19 protein-coding genes are annotated in these 17,768 nt (G+C 67.7%); 7 read left to right on the forward strand and 12 right to left on the reverse strand.

Features of this window, described 5'->3' with window-relative positions:
* Window positions 1-71: 71 nt before the first annotated feature.
* Window positions 72-1,637, forward strand: a complete 1,566-nt coding sequence (locus QR64_RS01515; protein ID WP_170318580.1) for a bifunctional 3'-5' exonuclease/DNA polymerase — start codon at window positions 72-74, stop codon at window positions 1,635-1,637.
* Here QR64_RS01515 and QR64_RS01520 read toward each other — a convergent pair.
* From QR64_RS01520 to QR64_RS01535, 4 genes are read right to left on the reverse strand one after another with little or no spacing between them, the layout of a single operon-like run.
* Window positions 1,610-2,506 (reverse strand): DNA-3-methyladenine glycosylase family protein, encoded by an 897-nt coding sequence (locus QR64_RS01520; RefSeq protein WP_039583723.1) that lies wholly within the window; start codon window positions 2,504-2,506, stop codon window positions 1,610-1,612. The two genes, QR64_RS01515 and QR64_RS01520, sit on opposite strands and share 28 nt — an antisense overlap.
* Window positions 2,503-3,099 carry a methylated-DNA--[protein]-cysteine S-methyltransferase gene (locus QR64_RS01525; protein WP_006554657.1) on the reverse strand — a complete coding sequence of 199 codons (597 nt, stop codon included), beginning with the start codon at window positions 3,097-3,099 and terminating at the stop codon, window positions 2,503-2,505. The genes QR64_RS01520 and QR64_RS01525 overlap by 4 nt, the downstream gene beginning before the upstream one ends.
* Window positions 3,087-3,602 (reverse strand): RNA polymerase sigma factor, encoded by a 516-nt coding sequence (locus QR64_RS01530; protein WP_033097440.1) that lies wholly within the window; start codon window positions 3,600-3,602, stop codon window positions 3,087-3,089. Before QR64_RS01530 ends, QR64_RS01525 begins: the two co-directional genes overlap by 13 nt.
* On the reverse strand, window positions 3,589-4,119 hold the full coding sequence (locus QR64_RS01535) for a methylated-DNA--[protein]-cysteine S-methyltransferase (protein ID WP_039583724.1): 531 nt from the start codon (window positions 4,117-4,119) through the stop codon (window positions 3,589-3,591). The genes QR64_RS01530 and QR64_RS01535 overlap by 14 nt, the downstream gene beginning before the upstream one ends.
* Before the next feature lie 108 nt (window positions 4,120-4,227).
* Between QR64_RS01535 and QR64_RS01540 the strand changes: the two genes are divergently transcribed.
* A complete protein-coding gene (locus QR64_RS01540; RefSeq protein WP_039583725.1) occupies window positions 4,228-4,950 on the forward strand; it encodes a hypothetical protein in 723 nt (240 codons plus the stop codon).
* Window positions 4,951-4,991: 41 nt separating this feature from the next.
* On the opposite strand, the gene QR64_RS01545 is transcribed toward QR64_RS01540, so the two are convergent.
* Window positions 4,992-5,612 (reverse strand): TetR/AcrR family transcriptional regulator, encoded by a 621-nt coding sequence (locus QR64_RS01545; protein WP_006554893.1) that lies wholly within the window; start codon window positions 5,610-5,612, stop codon window positions 4,992-4,994.
* 95 nt (window positions 5,613-5,707) lie between these two features.
* Between QR64_RS01545 and QR64_RS01550 the strand changes: the two genes are divergently transcribed.
* Complete coding sequence (locus tag QR64_RS01550; protein WP_039583729.1) at window positions 5,708-7,087, forward strand: cytochrome P450; 1,380 nt, start codon at window positions 5,708-5,710, stop codon at window positions 7,085-7,087.
* Between the two features lie 4 nt (window positions 7,088-7,091).
* Here the strand turns inward: QR64_RS01550 and QR64_RS01555 are convergent, their stop codons facing one another.
* The 5 genes from QR64_RS01555 to QR64_RS01575 all read right to left on the reverse strand — a co-directional run bounded on the left by QR64_RS01555 (window position 7,092) and on the right by QR64_RS01575 (window position 11,953).
* The gene (locus tag QR64_RS01555; protein ID WP_039583730.1) at window positions 7,092-7,826 is read right to left on the reverse strand and encodes an SDR family NAD(P)-dependent oxidoreductase; all 735 of its coding nucleotides are present in this window, start codon (window positions 7,824-7,826) and stop codon (window positions 7,092-7,094) included.
* Window positions 7,823-8,851, reverse strand: coding sequence for a phosphotransferase family protein (locus QR64_RS01560; protein ID WP_039583732.1), 1,029 nt, complete (start codon window positions 8,849-8,851; stop codon window positions 7,823-7,825). The genes QR64_RS01555 and QR64_RS01560 overlap by 4 nt, the downstream gene beginning before the upstream one ends.
* Window positions 8,848-10,059, reverse strand: coding sequence for an acyl-CoA dehydrogenase family protein (locus QR64_RS01565; protein WP_006554684.1), 1,212 nt, complete (start codon window positions 10,057-10,059; stop codon window positions 8,848-8,850). The genes QR64_RS01560 and QR64_RS01565 overlap by 4 nt, the downstream gene beginning before the upstream one ends.
* A 92-nt stretch (window positions 10,060-10,151) precedes the next feature.
* Window positions 10,152-10,778: a TetR/AcrR family transcriptional regulator gene (locus tag QR64_RS01570; protein ID WP_019288267.1), complete on the reverse strand. Its 627-nt coding sequence runs from the start codon at window positions 10,776-10,778 to the stop codon at window positions 10,152-10,154.
* 47 nt (window positions 10,779-10,825) lie between these two features.
* Window positions 10,826-11,953 (reverse strand): NDMA-dependent alcohol dehydrogenase, encoded by a 1,128-nt coding sequence (locus tag QR64_RS01575; protein WP_006554686.1) that lies wholly within the window; start codon window positions 11,951-11,953, stop codon window positions 10,826-10,828.
* Between the two features lie 150 nt (window positions 11,954-12,103).
* On the opposite strand from QR64_RS01575, the gene QR64_RS01580 reads away from it, so the two are divergent.
* Complete coding sequence (locus tag QR64_RS01580; RefSeq protein ID WP_019288265.1) at window positions 12,104-12,544, forward strand: SRPBCC family protein; 441 nt, start codon at window positions 12,104-12,106, stop codon at window positions 12,542-12,544.
* A gap of 8 nt (window positions 12,545-12,552) precedes the next feature.
* Here the strand turns inward: QR64_RS01580 and hppD are convergent, their stop codons facing one another.
* Window positions 12,553-13,758: a 4-hydroxyphenylpyruvate dioxygenase gene (gene hppD, locus QR64_RS01585; protein ID WP_039583747.1), complete on the reverse strand. Its 1,206-nt coding sequence runs from the start codon at window positions 13,756-13,758 to the stop codon at window positions 12,553-12,555.
* Between the two features lie 186 nt (window positions 13,759-13,944).
* On the opposite strand from hppD, the gene QR64_RS01590 reads away from it, so the two are divergent.
* From QR64_RS01590 to QR64_RS01600, 3 genes are all read left to right on the forward strand, one after another.
* Window positions 13,945-14,454, forward strand: coding sequence for an Lrp/AsnC family transcriptional regulator (locus tag QR64_RS01590; RefSeq protein WP_039583748.1), 510 nt, complete (start codon window positions 13,945-13,947; stop codon window positions 14,452-14,454).
* A 141-nt stretch (window positions 14,455-14,595) separates the two neighbouring features.
* Entirely contained in the window at window positions 14,596-15,849 is a 1,254-nt protein-coding gene (locus tag QR64_RS01595; protein ID WP_033097445.1) for a Glu/Leu/Phe/Val dehydrogenase dimerization domain-containing protein, read from the forward strand.
* Window positions 15,842-17,335, forward strand: a complete 1,494-nt coding sequence (locus QR64_RS01600; protein ID WP_039583750.1) for an amino acid permease — start codon at window positions 15,842-15,844, stop codon at window positions 17,333-17,335. Before QR64_RS01595 ends, QR64_RS01600 begins: the two co-directional genes overlap by 8 nt.
* Here QR64_RS01600 and QR64_RS01605 read toward each other — a convergent pair.
* Entirely contained in the window at window positions 17,317-17,733 is a 417-nt protein-coding gene (locus tag QR64_RS01605) for a VOC family protein (protein ID WP_039583752.1), read from the reverse strand. The two genes, QR64_RS01600 and QR64_RS01605, sit on opposite strands and share 19 nt — an antisense overlap.
* Between the last annotated feature and the right edge of the window lie 35 nt (window positions 17,734-17,768).

The raw sequence follows: 17,768 nt of genomic DNA on the forward strand, positions 1-17,768 counted from the left end.
GTGAATTCGAGGGTGAATCGGGGGGTCACCGCGCGTCGGGGTCTGTCGCCGTGATGGAGCACACTGTATGGGTGCGCACGGTCGTCGTTCCTCATCCTGCGGACGGCCGGGGCCGTCGCGGTGCAAGCATCGTCGAGGTCGACGCATTCGGTGCGCCGCTCAGCTCGGTGCGGGAGTACCCCGGATTCGCGGATGCAGTCGCTGCGATCGAAGCCGAATCGCGACCGCGTTGGGTGTGGACCTCGACGGCATCGGTCTATCCCGAGCTGCTCCGCGCCGATGTTCGGGTGCAGCGATGCCACGATCTCGCCACCACCGGCGCCATCCTTGCCGTACGCGAGGGCCTACCCCCGCCCACTGCGGAGGAGCCGGTCGACGAGCGGCCCGGCCTCTTCGATGCGGCTCCCGCGATCGACGTCGAGGCGGTGGTCGAGCAGTTCGCCGAGCAACGTCGCCGCATCTCCGGCGACGCCCGCCTCGAGTTGCTCACCGCCGCCGAATCGGCCGGCGCTCTCGCAGCGGCCGAGATGGGTTTCGACGGGTTGCCGTTCTCGGCGCAAGCGCATCGTCGCCTCCTCGAGGACACCCTCGGGCCGCGCCCGACCGGCTACGACCTGCCGAGCCGTATCGCCGAAGTGGTCGAGGAGGTCAGCGCGGTCTTCGGCCGCCCCGTGAATCCCGCCTCCCACAGCGAGGTGCTCGAGGCGTTCCGTCGCGAGGGCATCACCGTCGAGTCGACCCGCAAGCATGTGCTGCAGCGGATCGACCATCCCGCGGTGCCTCTGTTGCTGCGGCACCGCGAGCTGTCGAAGTTGTACAGCACGAACGGCTGGCACTGGCTCGACACCTGGGTCCGCGACGACCGGTTCCGTCCGGTCTATGTTCCCGGCGCGGTCGTATCGGGCCGGTGGGCGAGTCGCGGCGGTGGCGCTCTGCAGATCCCCAAGGCGCTGCGGTCGAGCGTGATCGCCGACCCGGGGCGGTCGTTCGTCGTCGCCGACGCGGGCCAGCTCGAACCGCGCATCCTGGCGGCGATGTCGGGCGATCGGCGCATGGTCGCGGCTGCCGGTTCGGACGATCTGTACGCCCCGGTCGCCGCGGCGTCCTTCGGCGGCGACCGCGCGAAGGCGAAGGTCGCGGTGCTCGGTGTTCTGTACGGCGCCACGTCGGGCGACGCGCGTGCCCTGCTGACGGTGCTGCGTCGCAGCTTCCCGACCGCCGTCGACTTCGTCGAACGTGCCGCCCGTGCGGGTGAACGTGGCGAGGTGGTGCATTCGTGGCTGGGCCGTGCGTGCCCACCCGCTCCGGAAGGCTTCCACTCCCACGGTGATGCGCATGCGCGGGGCCGGTTCACGCGGAACTTCGTCGTGCAGGCCACCGCGGCCGAGTGGGCGCTGTGCGTGCTTGCGGAACTGCGACGGCGGCTGACCACCGATCCCGACCCGACGGCCGGCGATCTCGTGTTCTTCCAGCACGACGAGGTGGTGGTGCACACCGGCAACCCGGAACTCGCGTCGTCGCACATCACGGCGTCGGTCGAGGTGGCGACGCGCCTGATGTTCGGCGACACGCAGGTTCGTTTCCCGATGGACACCGCCGTGCGCAGCGTCTACGCCGAGGATGCGGGCGGCGAGTAGGTGGCGTGTGTCCACAGATGCATGACGGCGTAGGCCCGCCACGGCCGCCATTGTTCGGCGCGCTCGGCGGCTTCGCGCGCACTCTCCACCTGCAGGGCTCGTCGGAGAACGAGGTCGCCGGACGGATACGCGTCGCGGTCGCCGAGTCGTAGAGCGAGATAGTCGACGGTCCACGGTCCGATCCCGGGAAGCGCGAGAAGGTCTGCCGCGAACGACAGATGCTCCGGCGCCACCCCGTCGGCTGCGACCCGGGCCAGTTCGGCGACGGTGCGGGCGCGCGACTGCGTCGTGCCGATGACGGCACGCAGCTCGCTCTGCTCGACCGTCGCGAGTCGGTGCGGCGTAGGGAAGCATCGCAACCCACCGGGTGCACCGTCGCCGAAGGCTGCGACGAGTCGTCCTGCGAATGTGCATGCCGCAGCGACACTCACCTGCTGCCCGAGCACTGTCGACACGGCGGTGGCGAACCAGTCGGTGGTGCCGAGCACGCGCAGACCGGGGTGGGTCTGCACAAGAGGCCCGAGCACGGGATCGGGCTCGAATGCCGCATCCACGACGGACGGGTCGACGCCGAGATCGAGCCACTTCCGGACCCTCTCTTCGATCTCCTCGACATCCGCGCGACCTGCGGTCTCGACATGAACCTCGAGATGTCGCACATCCCCGTGTCTCCCGTCGTCGGGTGTCGCAGGGTCGGCGAAGCGGACGGCGACGTGCGCGGCGCCGCCGTTCGTGCGGATCGCGCGGTGATGGGTGCCGGTAGCGCTGTTGTGGTGTTCGTAGCCGGGGACGGTGTGGCTTCGCAGCGACGCGAGCATCGGCCCCACCGCAACGGGTTCGGCCACCGGGATCCGGAGGGTGGTGATCATGCCACCGACTCGAGTTGCAGCAGCGCCCTCTTCGCCTCGACTCCCCCGACGTACTGCCCCATGCTGCCGTCGCTGCGCACCACCCGATGGCACGGCACCACCACGGGCAGCGGGTTCTTCGCGCACGCCGTACCGACCGCCCGCACCGCGCGCGGGCTCCCGGCCGCGGCGGCGATCTCGGCATAGCTCGCCGTGCGCCCGTATTCGATCTCGGGCAGACGCGTGATCACTTCACGACGGAATCCGTCGGCGAGACGCAGATCGAGCGGAACGTCGAAATGTGTCCTCGTACCGGCGAAGTACTCGTCGAGTTGCCGGACCACCGGGTCGAGTCGCCGCGGCGCGTCGAGCACGCGCGGGCTGATCCGGCGGGAGAGTTCGTCGAGCACGGCGTCGGATCCGTCGGCGACGTAGGCGACCCGCACGAGTCCGACGGGGGTGGTGGCCAGCAGGAGCGGACCGACGGGGGTGTCGACGACGCGGAACGCGACATCGAGCAACCCGGCCGCCTCGGCGTCGAGTACGAGCTTCTCCCGCAACCACGCGAGATCGGCCGATCCGACCGAGGGTTGTGGAAAGTTCATGAGCGACATCCTGTTCCGTGTTCGATCCGACGACGCAACGCAGCCCGACCGTCGGCCGCCGCGCGACGTGCCGCGGCCGGGCTGTTGCCGAGGATCGTGCCTATCTCCGCATAGGGCAGGCCTCCGACGTAGTGGTAGACCAGCGCCGCACGCTGCGTGAAGGGAAGTTCGGCGACCGCGCTCCACAGTTCGTCGTCGCCCTCACCGGGGTTTCCCGTGGCCGACGCGGGTTCGGGGAGGTTCTCGGTGGGCACCGGCGTCCGCCCGCGCACCCGGTGGATGTCGACGGCCTTGCGGTGCGCGATGGTCACGAGCCACGCTTCGATGTTGCTGCCCGGTGGCAGGTCGGGATAGGCGCGCAACGCCGCGAGGAAGGTCTCGGACCAGGCGTCGTCGGCGTCGACCGGTCCGAGCAGTGCGCGGCAGACCCGGAGGACCGTCGCGCCGTGGCGGGTGACCACCTCCTCGAAAGGAGGCAGGCTCGCCCGCGGTAGGTGATCAGGCAGGGACATGGGTATCGCCGGCGACATCGGGCTCGGCGGAACTCAGCACCCGTGCCTCCTGGTCGAGCAGGAAGCGTTTGCGCTCGAGACCACCGGCGTAACCGGTGAGCTTGCCGCTGCTACCGATGACGCGATGGCACGGCACGATGATGCAGAGCGGGTTGCGGGCATTGGCCGCAGCGACCGCCCGTACCGCAGTGAGTCGGCCGAGGGCGAGTGCAATCTCCGAGTAGGTGCGCGTGGTGCCGTACTCGATCGTCATCAGCGCCTCCCACACCTCGCGTTGGAACGGGGTGCCGACGGGAGCGATGGGGACAGTGAACCGGGTACGGCGACCCGCGAAGTACTCATCGAACTGGGTGATCGCCTCGTCGAACCCCCCGGTGACCTGCTCGCCGAAACCGGCGCGGTCGGGCGCGGGGTGATGCTCGGCCATGTACACGCCGCTCAGGACGCCGTCGGTGTTCACCAACGTCAACTCGCCGATCGGTGTGTCGATCACGGTGTGGGTGCGCAATGCGGTCACGGCCTCGATCCTTCCATCCGGTGTGTGCTCTGTACCGGGTAGACGAACGGGACGCCGAAAATGTGAGGTCCGCGATCACGACGATCGGACGTACTGCACTATGACGACATGATCTCGCTGCCTGTGCCCGCGCTCGGAGTCTCGGTCGCCGGTTCCATCGTCGACGTCACCCGGACCGTGCTCGGACGCACCCGCGAGACCGCCGAGTTCGCACTGTCGCTCCCGACGCGGGTGGAAGGCCTGCTCAGGGAGGCCGAATCGCTCATCGACTCGGTCGAATCGCTGATCCGCCGCATCGACAGCGTGGTCACCGACGCCACCGACATCGTCGAGGGAGCGTCGGTGGCCGTCGCGCAGGCCACGCAGGTGATCGCCTCGACCATCGGTGTGGTGGAGGAAGCCGCCGATGCGGTCACGCGCGCCACGGAGATCATCGACTCGACGGGCGGGGTCGTGCGCGATGCGACGGTGGTCGCGGCCGACGCGCGGATCGTCGTCGAGTCCGCCGGCCGCAGCTCCGACGCCGCCGGGGAACTGCTCGAGACCTACAAACCCCTCGCCGAACGTGCCGCTCCCCTCGCCACCCAGTTCGTCGAGGAGTTCTCACCAAAAGAACTGCGCGCCGCGATCAAGCTCATCGACCGGCTCCCCGAGATCACCGAGCGGGTCGACGCGGTCCTGCCCATCATGGCGACACTCGACACCGTCTCCCCCGAGATCCACGAACTGCTCCTCGTCGCCAAGGACGTCCGCCAGGCCATCGTGGGCGTGCCCGGGTTCAACTTCCTGCGCCGACGCGGCGAGGAGAAGGAAACCAACGGTGATGATTGACCGCACCGCGGTCGGTGATGATTGACCGCCCCCGGACGGCTCTACTGATGGGCCGTGGAGAGGAACTGGTGCGTCGCCACGTCGACGATCTCGTCGGGCGAGATGGCGATCTCGTCGTTCAACCACGCGGTGACCAGTTCGGCCAGACCCCCGACGAACAGCAGTCCGTTGATCTCGCCCCGTTCGGGCGGCCACGCCCGGTCGCCGTACATGCGGGTCGCTTCGTCGGCGACCATCTGGGCGAAACTCCGTAGCGACGCTCGTCTGTGGGTGCGCAGGGGTTCGAAGCCGGCGGACTCGATGAGTGAGACCCGGCCCTTGCGCGGGTCGTCGGTGAGGATCGCGACGAACGACGCGATGGCGTTCCGCACGAGGTCTTCGAGTGTGCCCGTGCCGGTGCGGAGCGCGGCGAGTACGGCCTCGCGCACCTCGTCGGCGATCTTGTCGAGGACCTGCTGCAGCAGATCGTCCCTGCTGGTGAAATTCTCGTAGAAATACCGCTCCGTCAGCTTGGCGTGGGCGCACATGGCGGTCATGGTGGCGCCGCTCTTCCCCGAGGCCGCGAACAGTTCCAGTCCTGCTTCGAGCAGGGCTTCGCGCCGCAGCGCGACACGCTGTTCGCCGCTCAGACCGGCATAGCGGCGGGGCGCGGGGGAAGTCATGGGACCGATCTTGACAGACCGGACCGATGTGACGCAGACTACACCCCAATCTGACAGGGTCTCCTGTCAGATATCCGCGGAACTGGAGGTTCGTCGTGACCCGGATCCTGGCGGCTCCCCCCGCCCACTCCCATCTGCGCCCGGTCCCGGGACGATCGGGAATACCCGGTATCGGGCACGTCCTCGAATACATCCGCGATCCACTCGCGATGATGCAGAAGCACTGGGACCGATACGGCGAGGTCTCCTGTTTCTCTGCGGCCGGTCGACGCTGGATCTCGGTTCTCGGACCCGACGCCTGCCAGGAGGTGCTGCAGAACAAGGACCGGGCCTTCGCCAACGGCGACGGCTGGTCGGCACTGATCGGGCCGTTCTTCCACGGTGGCCTCATGCTCCTCGACTCGGAGGAACATCTCCGGCACCGCCGCATCATGCAGCAGGCGTTCACCCGATCACGCCTCGAGAAGACCGTCGATGCCATGAATCCGTCGATCACCCAGAAGCTCGACAGGTGGGTTCCCACCGACGGATTCCGTGCATACACGGCGCTGAAGACACTCACGCTCGATCTCGCCACCGACATCTTCATGGGCGGGGCCGAGGACTCCACACCGGCCGAGATCGAAGCGGTGAAGAAGGCATTCATCGACTGTGTGCAGGCGGCGACCTCGATCGTCCGGTACCCCGTCCCCGGCACCCGGTGGAAGCGCGGACTCGACGGACGCCGAGTGCTCGAGGACTTCTTCCGGCACTATCTCCCGGCGCGACGGTCGCGGGAGACGGACGACCTCTTCTCGGTGCTGTGTCACATCGAATCCGAAGCGGGACAACGGTTCAGCGACGACGAGATCGTCGATCACATGATCTTCCTACTGATGGCCGCGCACGACACGTCGACCATCACGATCTCCACGATGATGCAGTATCTCGGGCAACACCCGCAGTGGCAGGACCGGTGCCGGGCCGAGTCGCTCGCGCTGGGCACCGCCGCACCGAGTCACGCCGATCTCGACGCGCTCGGCAGCCTCGATCTGGTGATGAAGGAATGCCTCCGGCTGGTCTCCCCGGTCCCGGTCCTGGCGCGACGGGCCGTGCGCGACACCGAGGTCCGGGGATATTTCGTGCCGGCCGGCACGTATGCCTCTGTCGCGCCGCACTTCACGCACCACATGCCGGAGTACTGGCCGGAGCCCGAACGTTTCGATCCCGAACGCTTCGCGGACCATCGACGCGAGGACAAGGTGCACCGCTACGCCTGGGAGCCGTTCGGTGGGGGCGTGCACAAATGCCTCGGCATGCACTTCGCCGGGGTCGAGGTCAAAGCGATCGTCCACCAACTGCTGCTGCGCTTCGACTGGCACGTCGACCCCGGCTACGTCGCCCCGCTCGACTTCACGTCGCTGCCGTTCCCGTCCGACGGCCAGCCGGTCGACCTGAAACAGCGGTCGACCGACCCCGAACGTCAGGCCGTGTAGAGAATCAGGCGGTGTAGAGACCTGCGCCCGCGCGGCTGAGCACGAGCTTGGGCACCACTGCCCGCGACGACAGCTCGAGCAGCGCGTCGACGATCTCGACGACGTCGTTCACCTCGATCATGGACTCGGCCGGAATCTTGTCCTTGATCCAGTCGGACATGTCGGTGTCGACGTATGCGGGTGCGAGCGCCGACGCGGAGATGCCGTTGCCGGACTCCTCGGCGTTGAGCGTCTCGACCAGGGAGATCAACGCGGCCTTCGTCGCACCGTAGGCGGCGAGACCGGCCTCGGCGTAGACACCTGTGATCGACGAGAGCGCAACGATCTTCGATCCGCGGGCCGGATCGTTCTCCGCCTCGGCGCGCAGCAACGGCAGCGACGCCTGGATGAGCGCGAACGGAGCGTTGAGGTTCACGGCGACCGTCTTGTCGAACCGTCGGGCCGGGAACTCGGCGATCGAGCCTGCCGTGCCGACACCGGCATTGAGGATCAGCGCCTTCATGGAACCGAACGCCTCGCGATGCGTCTCCACGACGCGGGCGGTGGCTTCCGGATCGGCGAGATCGGCTGCGACGGCGCGTACCTCCTTGGCACCCGCCTCCCGTAGACGCTCGGCGACACTCTCGAGGCGTTCCGCCCCGCGGGCACTGATCGTCAGTGCGTAGCCGCGTTCGGCGAGACGGGTGGCGATTCCGAGGCCGATACCCCTCGAGGCTCCGGTCACGAGCGCGCTGGTCACGCGTGGGCTCCCTTCAGTGCTGCGAGTCCTGCTGCCACCAGGTCGGGCACGGCTTCACCGGCGCGGTCGAAACCGTCGCCGATGGTCGCCCCGGCACGCCACCGATGGTTGATACCCTCCGCGATGACGGCGAGCTTGAGGTAGGCCAGACCCATGTAGAAGTTCCAGTCGGCGATGTCGCGCCCCGACGCCGTGGCGTAGCGCTGCACCAGATCGTCCGCCGCCGGCAGTCGTTCGCTCGACCATGCCGCCGGGAAGCCCAGGATGTCGTCGAGTGCCGGATGCCGGTACACGCACATCATGGCGAGATCGGTGAGCGGGTCGCCGAGGGTGGACAGTTCCCAGTCCACCACGGCGACAACGCGTGCCGGGTCGTTCGGGTCCAGGATGGTGTTGTCGATACGGTAGTCACCGTGGACGATCGACGGAGCGGGCGATTCCGGAATCGACTCGGCGAGCGCGGCGTGCAGCCGTTCGAGATCCGGCAGTTCCCGGGTCTTCACCCGGCCCCACTGGCTCGCCCACAGCTTCACCTGCCGGGTCACGTAGCCGTCCGGCCGGCCCAGTCCCCCGAGGCCGACGGCCTCGAAGTCGACATTGTGCAGTTCGGCGATGATGCGCACGAGTTCACCGACACAGCGGTCGATCTCGTCGTCGCCGAGCGCATCCAGGTCGGCCTTGCTGCGCACCACACGTCCGTCGACGAACTCGACGACGGTGAACGGTGCGCCCATCACCGAATCGTCCTCGCACTGGGCGACGGTGGGCGCGACCGGCACACCGGTGCCCTTGAGCGCCGACGTGATGCGGAACTCGCGGGCGACGTCGTGCGCAGACGGGGTCAGGCCCGTGGTCGGGGGGCGACGCAGCACCCAGTGGGATTTCTCGTCGCGCAACCCGTAGGTGAGATTGGACTTGCCACCCGAGATGAGCTCCGCCCGAAGTTCACCGTGAACGGTCACACCGGAATCGGCGAGGAAACGCTCGAGAACGGCAAGATCGAGTCCCTCGTGTACGGCGGTCATTTCGCGGCCTCGCGGGCCGCCTTGCGAACGGCACCGACGGCGCGCTTGGCGATGGCCCAGCGGTGCACCTCGGACGGACCGTCGTATACGCGGAACGGCCGGACCTCGCGGGTGAGGCGTGCGATCGGAAGATCTTCGGAGACACCGAGACCGCCGCACATCTGAGCGGAACGGTCGACGATGCGGAAGATCGCCTCGGCGGCGAAGGTCTTGGCGATCGACGTGGCGTTCGAGGCGTGCGAACCCTGGTCGAGTTCCCAACACGCCTGCACGAGCAGCGCGCGGGTCGCGGCGATGTCGATCTCGTTGTCGGCGATCATCTTCTGGATCATGCCGAGATCGCCGAGGCGGGAGCCGAATCCTTCACGCTCCGAGACGTAGCGGACGGCGGTGTCGTGACCGCGGCGAGCGGCGCCGAGCCAGCGCATCACGTGCGTCATGCGGGCGGGGCCGAGGCGCACCTGCGCGTAGGCGAAGCCCTGGTCGACCTCGCCGAGCACGGCGGAGTCGGGGACGAACAGGTCCTCGAAGTCGACCTCGCAGTGACCACCGATCATGGAGCGGTCGAGGGTGTTGATGTGGCGACCGACCTTCAGGCCCGCGGTGTCGGCGGGGGCGAGGAACATGGTGGCGCCACCGCGCTGTCCGGGCTCGCCGGACGTGCGGGCCATGATGATGAAGAATCCGGCGCCGTCGGCACCGGTGATGAAGTGCTTACGGCCGTTGATCTTCCAGCCACCGGAGACCTTCTCGGCGCGCGTGTTCAGAGCGTTGGGATCGGCACCGGCACCGGGGGCGGGCTCGGTCATCGCGAAGGCCGAGCGCACGTCGCCGGCGGCGAGGGGCGCGAGGAACTGCTGCTTCTGCTCGTCGCTCGCGATGTGCGCGAGCATGTGCACGTTGCCCTCGTCGGGCGCGGCGATGTTGAGCGCGGTGGGACCGAAGAGCGAGTAGCCGGCCGCCTCGAAGACCGGGGCGCGGTCGGACATGTCCAGGCCGTGGCCGCCGTATTCGACGGGCGCGTGCGGAGCGAAGACACCGGCAGCCTTGGCGGCCTTCTGCAGATCCGCCCGGATCGCGTCGCCACCGGCCGCGGTGATGTCACCACCGTGGGCGTCCTCGACGGGAAGCACCTCGTCGCGGATGAACTGCTCGGTCCGCGCGATGAGGTCCCGGACGTGATCCGAGTAGGACAGGTCGACCGCCATGCTGAGCTCCTTCCGTACCGACCGATCGATCGCTCGGTCGAGTTCACGGTGGCATATCCCCGCCATCGGGTCAAGCCCGGAAGGGGTGTCGGCTACTTCGCTCCGACCGCGTTCCGCGCGACCTGCAGGTAGCGGTGCACGATCTCGTCCGGCGACAACGAACCGTCCGGCCGGTACCAGCTCGCCACCGCGACGCACATCGTCGTCACGGCGCGACTGGCGTCCTTCGGATAGGGCGTGGAGAAGGTGCCGTCGGCGACACCGGCCTCGACGATCTCGTCGATCATGCACTGCTGCTCGTCGCGCAGGGCGACGAATGCACGGCGGGCCTCGGGTTCCATGCTGCGCATCTCGGTCGACGCCACGAACGCCTGATCGCGGCGGAACATATGGAAGCGCAGCAGCGACTCGACGACGGCGTCGAACTTCTCGGAGGGGGTGGGTCCGGCTTCATCGATCGCCTGCCGGCTGCGGGCGAGCAGGTCGTGCAGCACGGTGGTCGTGAGCGAGACGAGCAGCGCCTGCTTCGAGGGGTAGTGGTGGTACAGACCCGGAACCGACAGACCGGACCGCGACGCAACCTCGCGGATGGACGTGCCGTCGTAACCGCGTTCGGCGAACGCCTCGAGTGCAGCGGCGAGCGGCTTCGGCAGGTCGGTCGGGCCGTAGTCCCGCCAAGAGCCGACGTCGCCGGAAACCGAATCCTCACGCGTGTCCATGCTCAACACCGTAAGGGACGGCTCCGGCGACGTCGGCGCTCACAGGATCAGTAGTCGTCCTCGCCGTAGAGGACGAGACCGCGGAGGTTCTTGCCGGCGTGCATGTCGGCGTAGCCCTCGTTGATGTCCTCGAGCTTGTAGGTCTTGGTGACGAGGTTGTCGAGGTCGAGCTGCCCGTTCCGGTACAGCTCGAGCAACTTGGGGATCTGCGAGCGCGGGCCGGTGCCACCGAAGATGGCCCCCTGCAGACGCTTCTGCAGCAGCGTCAGCTCGAACAGGCTCATCGTCACCTGCGAGTCGGTGGCGTGACCCATGCCGACGACCACGACCTGGCCACCCTTGGCGGTGAGACCCAGTGCGGGGCCGATGATGTCGCCGGTGATCTCGCCGACGGTGATGACGGTGACGTTGGCCATCTGACCCCACGTGATCTCACCGATCACCGGTGCGGCCTCCTCGATCGACGCGAAGACATGCGTCGCGCCGAACTCCTTGGCCTTCTGCCGCTTGAACTCGACCGGGTCGATCGCGACGACGAACCGCGCCCCGGCGTGCGCCGCTCCCTGGACGGAGTTGATGCCGACACCGCCGACACCGATGACGACCACGGTGTCGCCGAGCTTGGTGCCGCCGATCTCGGTGGCCGAACCCCAGCCGGTCGCGACACCGCACCCGAGCAGGGCCGCCTTCTCGAGCGGGATGTCCTTCTCGATCTTGATGACCGACGCCTCGTTGACCGTGACGTACGGCGCGAACGTGCCGAGCAGGCACATCTGCAGCACCGGGTCGCCGTTCAGCGTCGCGCGGTAGGTCTTGTCGGAGATCGCCTGACCGGTGAGCAGGCCGGCACCCTCGTCGCAGATGTTCTGCATGCCCTTGGCGCAGGCCCGACAGCGGCCGCAGGCGGGGATGAACGCGAGGACGACGTGGTCGCCCTCCTCGAGACCCCGCACTCCCGGACCCACCTTGGTGACCACGCCCGCGCCCTCGTGACCACCGAGGACCGGGAAGGACGGAAGCGGTGTCGCCCCCGAGCGCAGATGCTCGTCGGAATGGCACAGACCCGAGGCCGCGAGGCGGATCTGCACCTCACCTGCGACGGGATCGCCGAGATCGATCTCCTCGATCTCCCACGGCTGGTTGATTCCCTTGACGACTGCTGCCTTCGTCTTCACCCGAGCCTCCTGAACCGAAAGTGTGTGTGATGTGCGTCACGGCATTCAAACACTTATCGGACGTTAGAGCAACGGGTTCTGACCCCTTCCACAGCGGGCAGTTACCCGCTACATTCAGTAACAGACAACTTCTCGTGAAGGGCTCCAGCCATGATTCACGTCCGCCACAGCGCCGTCGCAGACATCCCTATCGACCTCGCGTTCACCTACGTCGACGACTACCGGAACGTCCCCGACTGGATGTTCGGGGTGGCCCGCTTCCAACCCGTGAGCGAGCAGGTCTCCGGCCTCGGTGCCATCTACGACTCGACCATGCGGATCGGCCCCAAGGATCTCGGCTCGCGCGTGGAAGTCGTCGAATGGGAACGCAATCGCGTGATCGTCCTCGACTCGATCGCCGGATTCCGCGCCGCGTCGTCATGGACCTTCACGGACCTCGGCGACGCGACGCGGCTCGACGTCGACTTCGGCTACCGACTGCCCGGCGGGATCGCCGGCCGCACACTCGGCATGCTTATCGAACCGATTGTGGGAACGGCGATCCGGCAGACCGAGCACGCGTTGCGCACGCGGCTCGGTCAGCTCGTCTAGGACCGGACTCAGAAATTGCCGCGCGCGGCCTGCTCCCGCTCGATCGCCTCGAACAGCGCCTTGAAGTTGCCCTTGCCGAAGCCGAGCGAGCCGTGGCGCTCGATCAGCTCGAAGAACACGGTCGGGCGGTCGCCGACGGGCTTGGTGAAGATCTGCAGCAGGTAGCCGTCCTCGTCGCGGTCGACCAGGATGCCCCGCTTCTTCAGCTCCTCGATCGGCACCCGGACCTCACCGATACGGGCGCGCAGCTCCGGATCGTCGTAGTACGCATCGGGAGTCGCGAGGAACTCGACACCCTCCTCGCGCAACTGGTCGACCGCCGTGAGGATGTCGTTGGTGGCCAGCGCGAGGTGCTGTGCACCCGGTCCGCGGTAGAAGTCGAGGTACTCGTCGATCTGCGAACGCTTCTTCGCGATGGCGGGCTCGTTGAGCGGGAACTTCACGCGGTGGTTGCCGTTGCACACCACCTTGCTCATGAGCGCCGAATAGTCGGTGGCGATGTCGTCGCCGATGAACTCCGCCATGTTCGTGAAACCCATGACGCGGTTGTAGAAGTCGACCCACTCGTCCATGCGCCCGAGTTCGACGTTGCCGACGACGTGGTCGAGCGCCTGGAAGATGCGCTTGGGCGCACCCTCACGCTTGCGGTAGGTCGAGGTGCGCTCGATGTAGCCGGGCAGGTACGGGCCGTTGTAGCGCGACCGGTCGACGAGCGTGTGCCGCGTGTCGCCGTAGGTCGCGATGGCGCCGATGCGGACGGAGCCGTTCTCGTCGCTGATCTCGTAGGGTTCCTCGAGGACGGTCGCCCCCTGCTTGCGGGCGTGCTCGATGCACTTGTCGACGTCCGGAACCTGGAGCGCGATGTCGACGACGCCGTCACCGTGGAGGCGGTGGTGCTCGATCAGCGGGCTGTCCGGATCCACCGCACCCTTGATCACGAATCGCACGGCGCCGCTGCGCAGTACGTAGGCGTGATGGTCGCGGTTGCCGGTGGTGGGTCCGGAATAGGCGATGAGTTCCATGCCGTAGGCGGACTGGTAGTAGTGCGCCGTCTGCGTGGCGTTTCCGACCACCCACACCACGGCGTCCCAGCCGCTGACGGGGAAGGGATCCCGTTCGCTGTCGTACTCCACGAGACCGACCAGGCGCCGGAGCTCCTCGGCGTCGAGCTGAGCGAGTCGTTCGCTGTCGGTCAGGGTGTATTCCAGAGTCATCGCTGCAACCTCCTGCCGCTCACTGCGGCACAGTCGTTGTGTCGTGTGTCACCAGGAGAAACCCACCCGTCGGTGCGACGCAACGTCGCCTTCGGCAACTGGCCCGACTGACTGGAATTCGCCGGAATCTGCACACTCACCTATACAATCGGACTAGTTTTCGGCGCTCGATGGGAAGGAACCGCGATGCGCGAGCCTGTGCAGCTGGACGAATTGGATTTCGCCCTCCTCGAGGCCCTGCACGCCGACCCGAAGATCGGCGCGCTCGAGTTGTCCCGTCGATTGAAGGTCGCGCGCGCCACCGTCTCGGCCCGCCTGCGACGCCTCGAGGACACCGGGGTCATCGCCGGCTACGAACCCCGGATCAACCTCGCCGCAGCAGGTTTCGAAGTGCAGGCGTTCGTGACGATGGAGATCATGCAGGGCGCGCTCGAAGACGTCACCGAGGTCCTCGAAGGCATCCCCGGTGTCCTCGAGGCGTTCGCCACCACCGGCGCGGGCGACGTCCTGTGCCGCATCGGAGCCGAATCACACCTCGGTCTCCAGCAGACCCTCATCGAGCTGAACCGCTCCTCGATCGTCGCGCGGTCCACGAGTGTGATGGTGCTGTCGGAAGTGGTGCACTACCGGGCGATGCCGCTGCTGCGCACCCTCGAGCCGGAACGATCCGCGAAGGCACCGGCCTACCGCCGCTGAACCGATCACGTCCACAATCCGTCTCCGACTAGCCGGATTGCACAGAAAAAAGCGCTTCGGGCATCCGGACCCTCCGCACGCTGCACAGTTCGATGAAGCACAGTTGCGCAGCATTTGTTACTGCCGTCACAGTCTTTCGCCATGAAGAACCTGCTGACGCGATTCGAAGAAAAAGCCCCCGAGATCGTCTTCGAGTGGCACGACACCGAGACCACCGCCCGGGGCTGGGTCGTCATCAACTCGCTGCGGGGCGGCGCGGCCGGCGGCGGCACCCGCATGCGCCGCGGCCTCGACCGGCGCGAGGTCGAGTCGCTGGCGAAGACCATGGAGATCAAGTTCACCGTCTCCGGACCTGCGATCGGCGGTGCCAAGTCCGGCATCGATTTCGATCCGTCCGACCCCCGCAAGGAAGGCGTGCTGCGCCGCTGGTTCGCGGCCGTCACTCCCCTGCTGCGTGCCTACTACGGCACCGGCGGCGACCTCAACGTCGACGAGATGAACGAGGTCGTTCCCCTCACCGAGTCCAACGGCCTGTGGCACCCGCAGGAAGGTGTCGTCAACGGACACTTCGGCAAGGACGAGCGCCAGCGCATCCAGCGGGTGGGCCAGCTGCGACTCGGCGTCGCGAAGGTTGTCGAGGACGCGCGGTTCACCCCTGCCACCAGCACGAAATACACTGTCGCCGATCTGATCACCGGTTACGGCGTCGCCGAGTCGGTCCGTCACCACCAGCTCGTCTATCGGGGCACCGACCTCGCCGGCAAACGCGTCGTGGTGCAGGGCTGGGGCAACGTCGGCGCCGCTGCTGCCTACTATCTCGCCCAGGCCGGCGCCTCGATCGTGGGCATCATCGACCGCGACGGCGGCATCCTCGCACCCGAGGGTCTCTCCTTCGACGAGGTCCGCACCCTGCTGCTCGAGCGCGACGGTAACGCCCTGCACAGCGACCGCATGATCCCCTTCGACGAGGTGAACGCCCGCATCTGGGATCTCGGAGCCGAGATCTTCCTCCCCTGCGCCGCGAGCCGCCTCGTCACTCGCGAGCAGGTCGACCGCATGGTCGCCGCGGGACTCGAGTCGATCGCTTCCGGCGCCAACGTTCCGTTCGCCGACGACGAGATCTTCTACGGCCCCACCTACGAGCACGCCGACAAGTCCGTTGCCGTGATCCCCGACTTCATCGCCAACTGCGGTATGGCCCGGGCTTTCGCCCAGCTCATGGAGGGCGACGTGGAGGTCTCCGACGCCGCGATCTTCGGCGATGTGTCCACCACCATCGAGACGGCCCTGCGTCGCTGCCACGATCGGTCGACCGAGCTCACCGGGCTCGCCGCGACCGCCTTCGAGATCGCACTGGACCAGCTGGTCCCGGCCGGGGAGCGCATTGATGACTGACACCCTGGCTACGGCGACGACCGGCGCCCAGGGCACCGCCGGGACGACGACCGGCGCCCAGAGCACCGCCGGGACGACGACCGGCGCCCAGAGCACCGCCGGCCTGCATCGTGCCATGCGGCCCCGCCAGCTCGTCATGATGAGCCTCGGCGGCGCCATCGGGGCCGGCCTGTTCGTCGGGTCGGGGGCGGGTATCGCCGTCGCCGGCCCGGCGATCCTGATCTCGTTCCTGGTGGCGGCCGTTCTCGTCGTGTTCGTGATGCGAATGATGGGCGAGATGGCCGCGGCCAACCCCGCCAGCGGTGCGTTCTCCGAGCACACCGAGAAAGCGCTGGGCCCTGTCGCGGGGCGGACCATCGGGTGGTTGTACTGGGTGCAGGTGATCATCGTGATCGCCGCGGAGGCCACCGGCGCCGCCGCGATCACCGCGGTGGCGCTGCCCGGCATCCCCCAGTGGGCGTCCGCGCTGTTCTACATGGTCGTGCTGACGGGCGTGAACCTGGTCGGCGTCCGCCGCTTCGGTGAGGTCGAATTCTGGTTCGCCGCAATCAAGATCGTCGCGATCGTCGGCTTCCTGGTGATCGGCATCGCGATGATCGCCGGGTGGATGCCCACCTTCGAGACGACCGGCTTCTCCAACCTCACGGCGCACGGCGGGTTCGCCCCCACCGGTATCGCCGGTATCGCCGCCGGCCTGCTCATCGTGGTCTTCGCGTTCGGTGGCACCGAGATCATCGCGATCGCCGCCGCGGAGACCGCCGATCCCCGTCGCAACGTGGGCCGCGCGGTGCGCACCCTGGTGTGGCGCATCCTCGTGTTCTACATCGGGTCGGTGCTCGTGATGGTGACGATCCTGCCGTGGACCTCCGAGGATCTCGCGACCGGTCCGTTCGTCGCCGTGCTGCAGGCCGGGGCCGTCCCGGGCGCCGCCGCGGTGATGACCGTGATCGTCGTGGTCGCGCTGCTCTCGTCGCTCAACGCGATGCTGTTCAGCGCTTCCCGGATGATCTTCTCGCTGTCGCACCGCGGATCGGCGCACCCCGTCTTCGGGCGGCTGTCGTCCAACGGCGTTCCCCGCAATGCGGTGCTCGCCTCGGTGGCGTTCGGCTTCGTCACGGTCGGACTGAACTATCTCTACCCCGACCGGGTGCTGCCGCTGCTGCTCAACGCCGTCGGCTCCACGATCCTGGTGCTGTGGACGTTCGTCGCGGTCTCGCACCTCGTGCTCCGTCGTCGCGCACGCCGCAACGGCACCGAGGATGCACTGCCGCTGAAGATGTGGGGCTTCCCGTACCTTTCGTACGCGACGCTCGGTCTGCTGGCCGGCATCGCGGTGCTCGCCCTGTTCGACACCGCTGCCCGCACGCAGCTGCTCGCGACCGGCGCGTTGACCGCAGCGATCGCCGGTACCTGCACGGTGCTGGCACGGCGACGCGCTGCGGCCGGGACGGCTCGGGTCGAGACGGTTCAGGAGCGCCAACCGTAGGGACGCGTGATTATCTCCATGAAGTGACCGGCAGGGTCGAGGAAGTAGGTTCCTCGACCCCCGTCGTTTCTGTTGATGCCGTGCGCCGACTGCCGGGGATCGGCCCAGTGTTCGATCTTCTGCTCGAGGATCCGGGCGTAGATCTCGTCGAACTCCTCCTCCGACACCAGGAATGCGTAGTGCTGCGGCGGATACTCCACATCCGGTGGCGGTTCGGCGAAATCGAGGGTGACGCCGTTGGCGAGTTCGACAGCGAGGAAGTGCCCGGCGGGCACCGGAGCGGGCAGCCCGAACAGGGTGGTGAGGAAGTAGGCCGAATGCTGCTTGTCGTCGGCCGCGACGATGGTGTGGTTGAACGCAATACTCAAGGAGAACTCCTTGTGGTCCCGCGCCTCCATGCCTGACGCAGTCCGTCATCGACACGCGACGCTGC

This window comes from Rhodococcus sp. Chr-9, assembly GCF_000801125.1.
Taxonomy (GTDB): Bacteria; Actinomycetota; Actinomycetes; order Mycobacteriales; family Mycobacteriaceae; genus Rhodococcus; species Rhodococcus pyridinivorans.

Excerpts from the sequence above, each read along its gene's own strand:
- QR64_RS01570 (WP_019288267.1), bottom strand. The coding sequence starts at position 10,778 with ATGGACACGCGTGAGGATTCGGTTTCCGGCGACGTCGGCTCTTGGCGG.
- QR64_RS01590 (WP_039583748.1), top strand. The coding sequence starts at position 13,945 with ATGCGCGAGCCTGTGCAGCTGGACGAATTGGATTTCGCCCTCCTCGAG.
- QR64_RS01545 (WP_006554893.1), bottom strand. The coding sequence starts at position 5,612 with ATGACTTCCCCCGCGCCCCGCCGCTATGCCGGTCTGAGCGGCGAACAG.
- QR64_RS01520 (WP_039583723.1), bottom strand. The coding sequence starts at position 2,506 with ATGATCACCACCCTCCGGATCCCGGTGGCCGAACCCGTTGCGGTGGGG.
- QR64_RS01560 (WP_039583732.1), bottom strand. The coding sequence starts at position 8,851 with ATGACCGCCGTACACGAGGGACTCGATCTTGCCGTTCTCGAGCGTTTC.
- hppD (WP_039583747.1), bottom strand. The coding sequence starts at position 13,758 with ATGACTCTGGAATACACCCTGACCGACAGCGAACGACTCGCTCAGCTC.
- QR64_RS01600 (WP_039583750.1), top strand. The coding sequence starts at position 15,842 with ATGACTGACACCCTGGCTACGGCGACGACCGGCGCCCAGGGCACCGCC.
- QR64_RS01595 (WP_033097445.1), top strand. The coding sequence starts at position 14,596 with ATGAAGAACCTGCTGACGCGATTCGAAGAAAAAGCCCCCGAGATCGTC.
- QR64_RS01605 (WP_039583752.1), bottom strand. The coding sequence starts at position 17,733 with ATGGAGGCGCGGGACCACAAGGAGTTCTCCTTGAGTATTGCGTTCAAC.
- QR64_RS01525 (WP_006554657.1), bottom strand. The coding sequence starts at position 3,099 with ATGTCGCTCATGAACTTTCCACAACCCTCGGTCGGATCGGCCGATCTC.
- QR64_RS01540 (WP_039583725.1), top strand. The coding sequence starts at position 4,228 with ATGATCTCGCTGCCTGTGCCCGCGCTCGGAGTCTCGGTCGCCGGTTCC.
- QR64_RS01565 (WP_006554684.1), bottom strand. The coding sequence starts at position 10,059 with ATGGCGGTCGACCTGTCCTACTCGGATCACGTCCGGGACCTCATCGCG.
- QR64_RS01580 (WP_019288265.1), top strand. The coding sequence starts at position 12,104 with ATGATTCACGTCCGCCACAGCGCCGTCGCAGACATCCCTATCGACCTC.
- QR64_RS01530 (WP_033097440.1), bottom strand. The coding sequence starts at position 3,602 with ATGTCCCTGCCTGATCACCTACCGCGGGCGAGCCTGCCTCCTTTCGAG.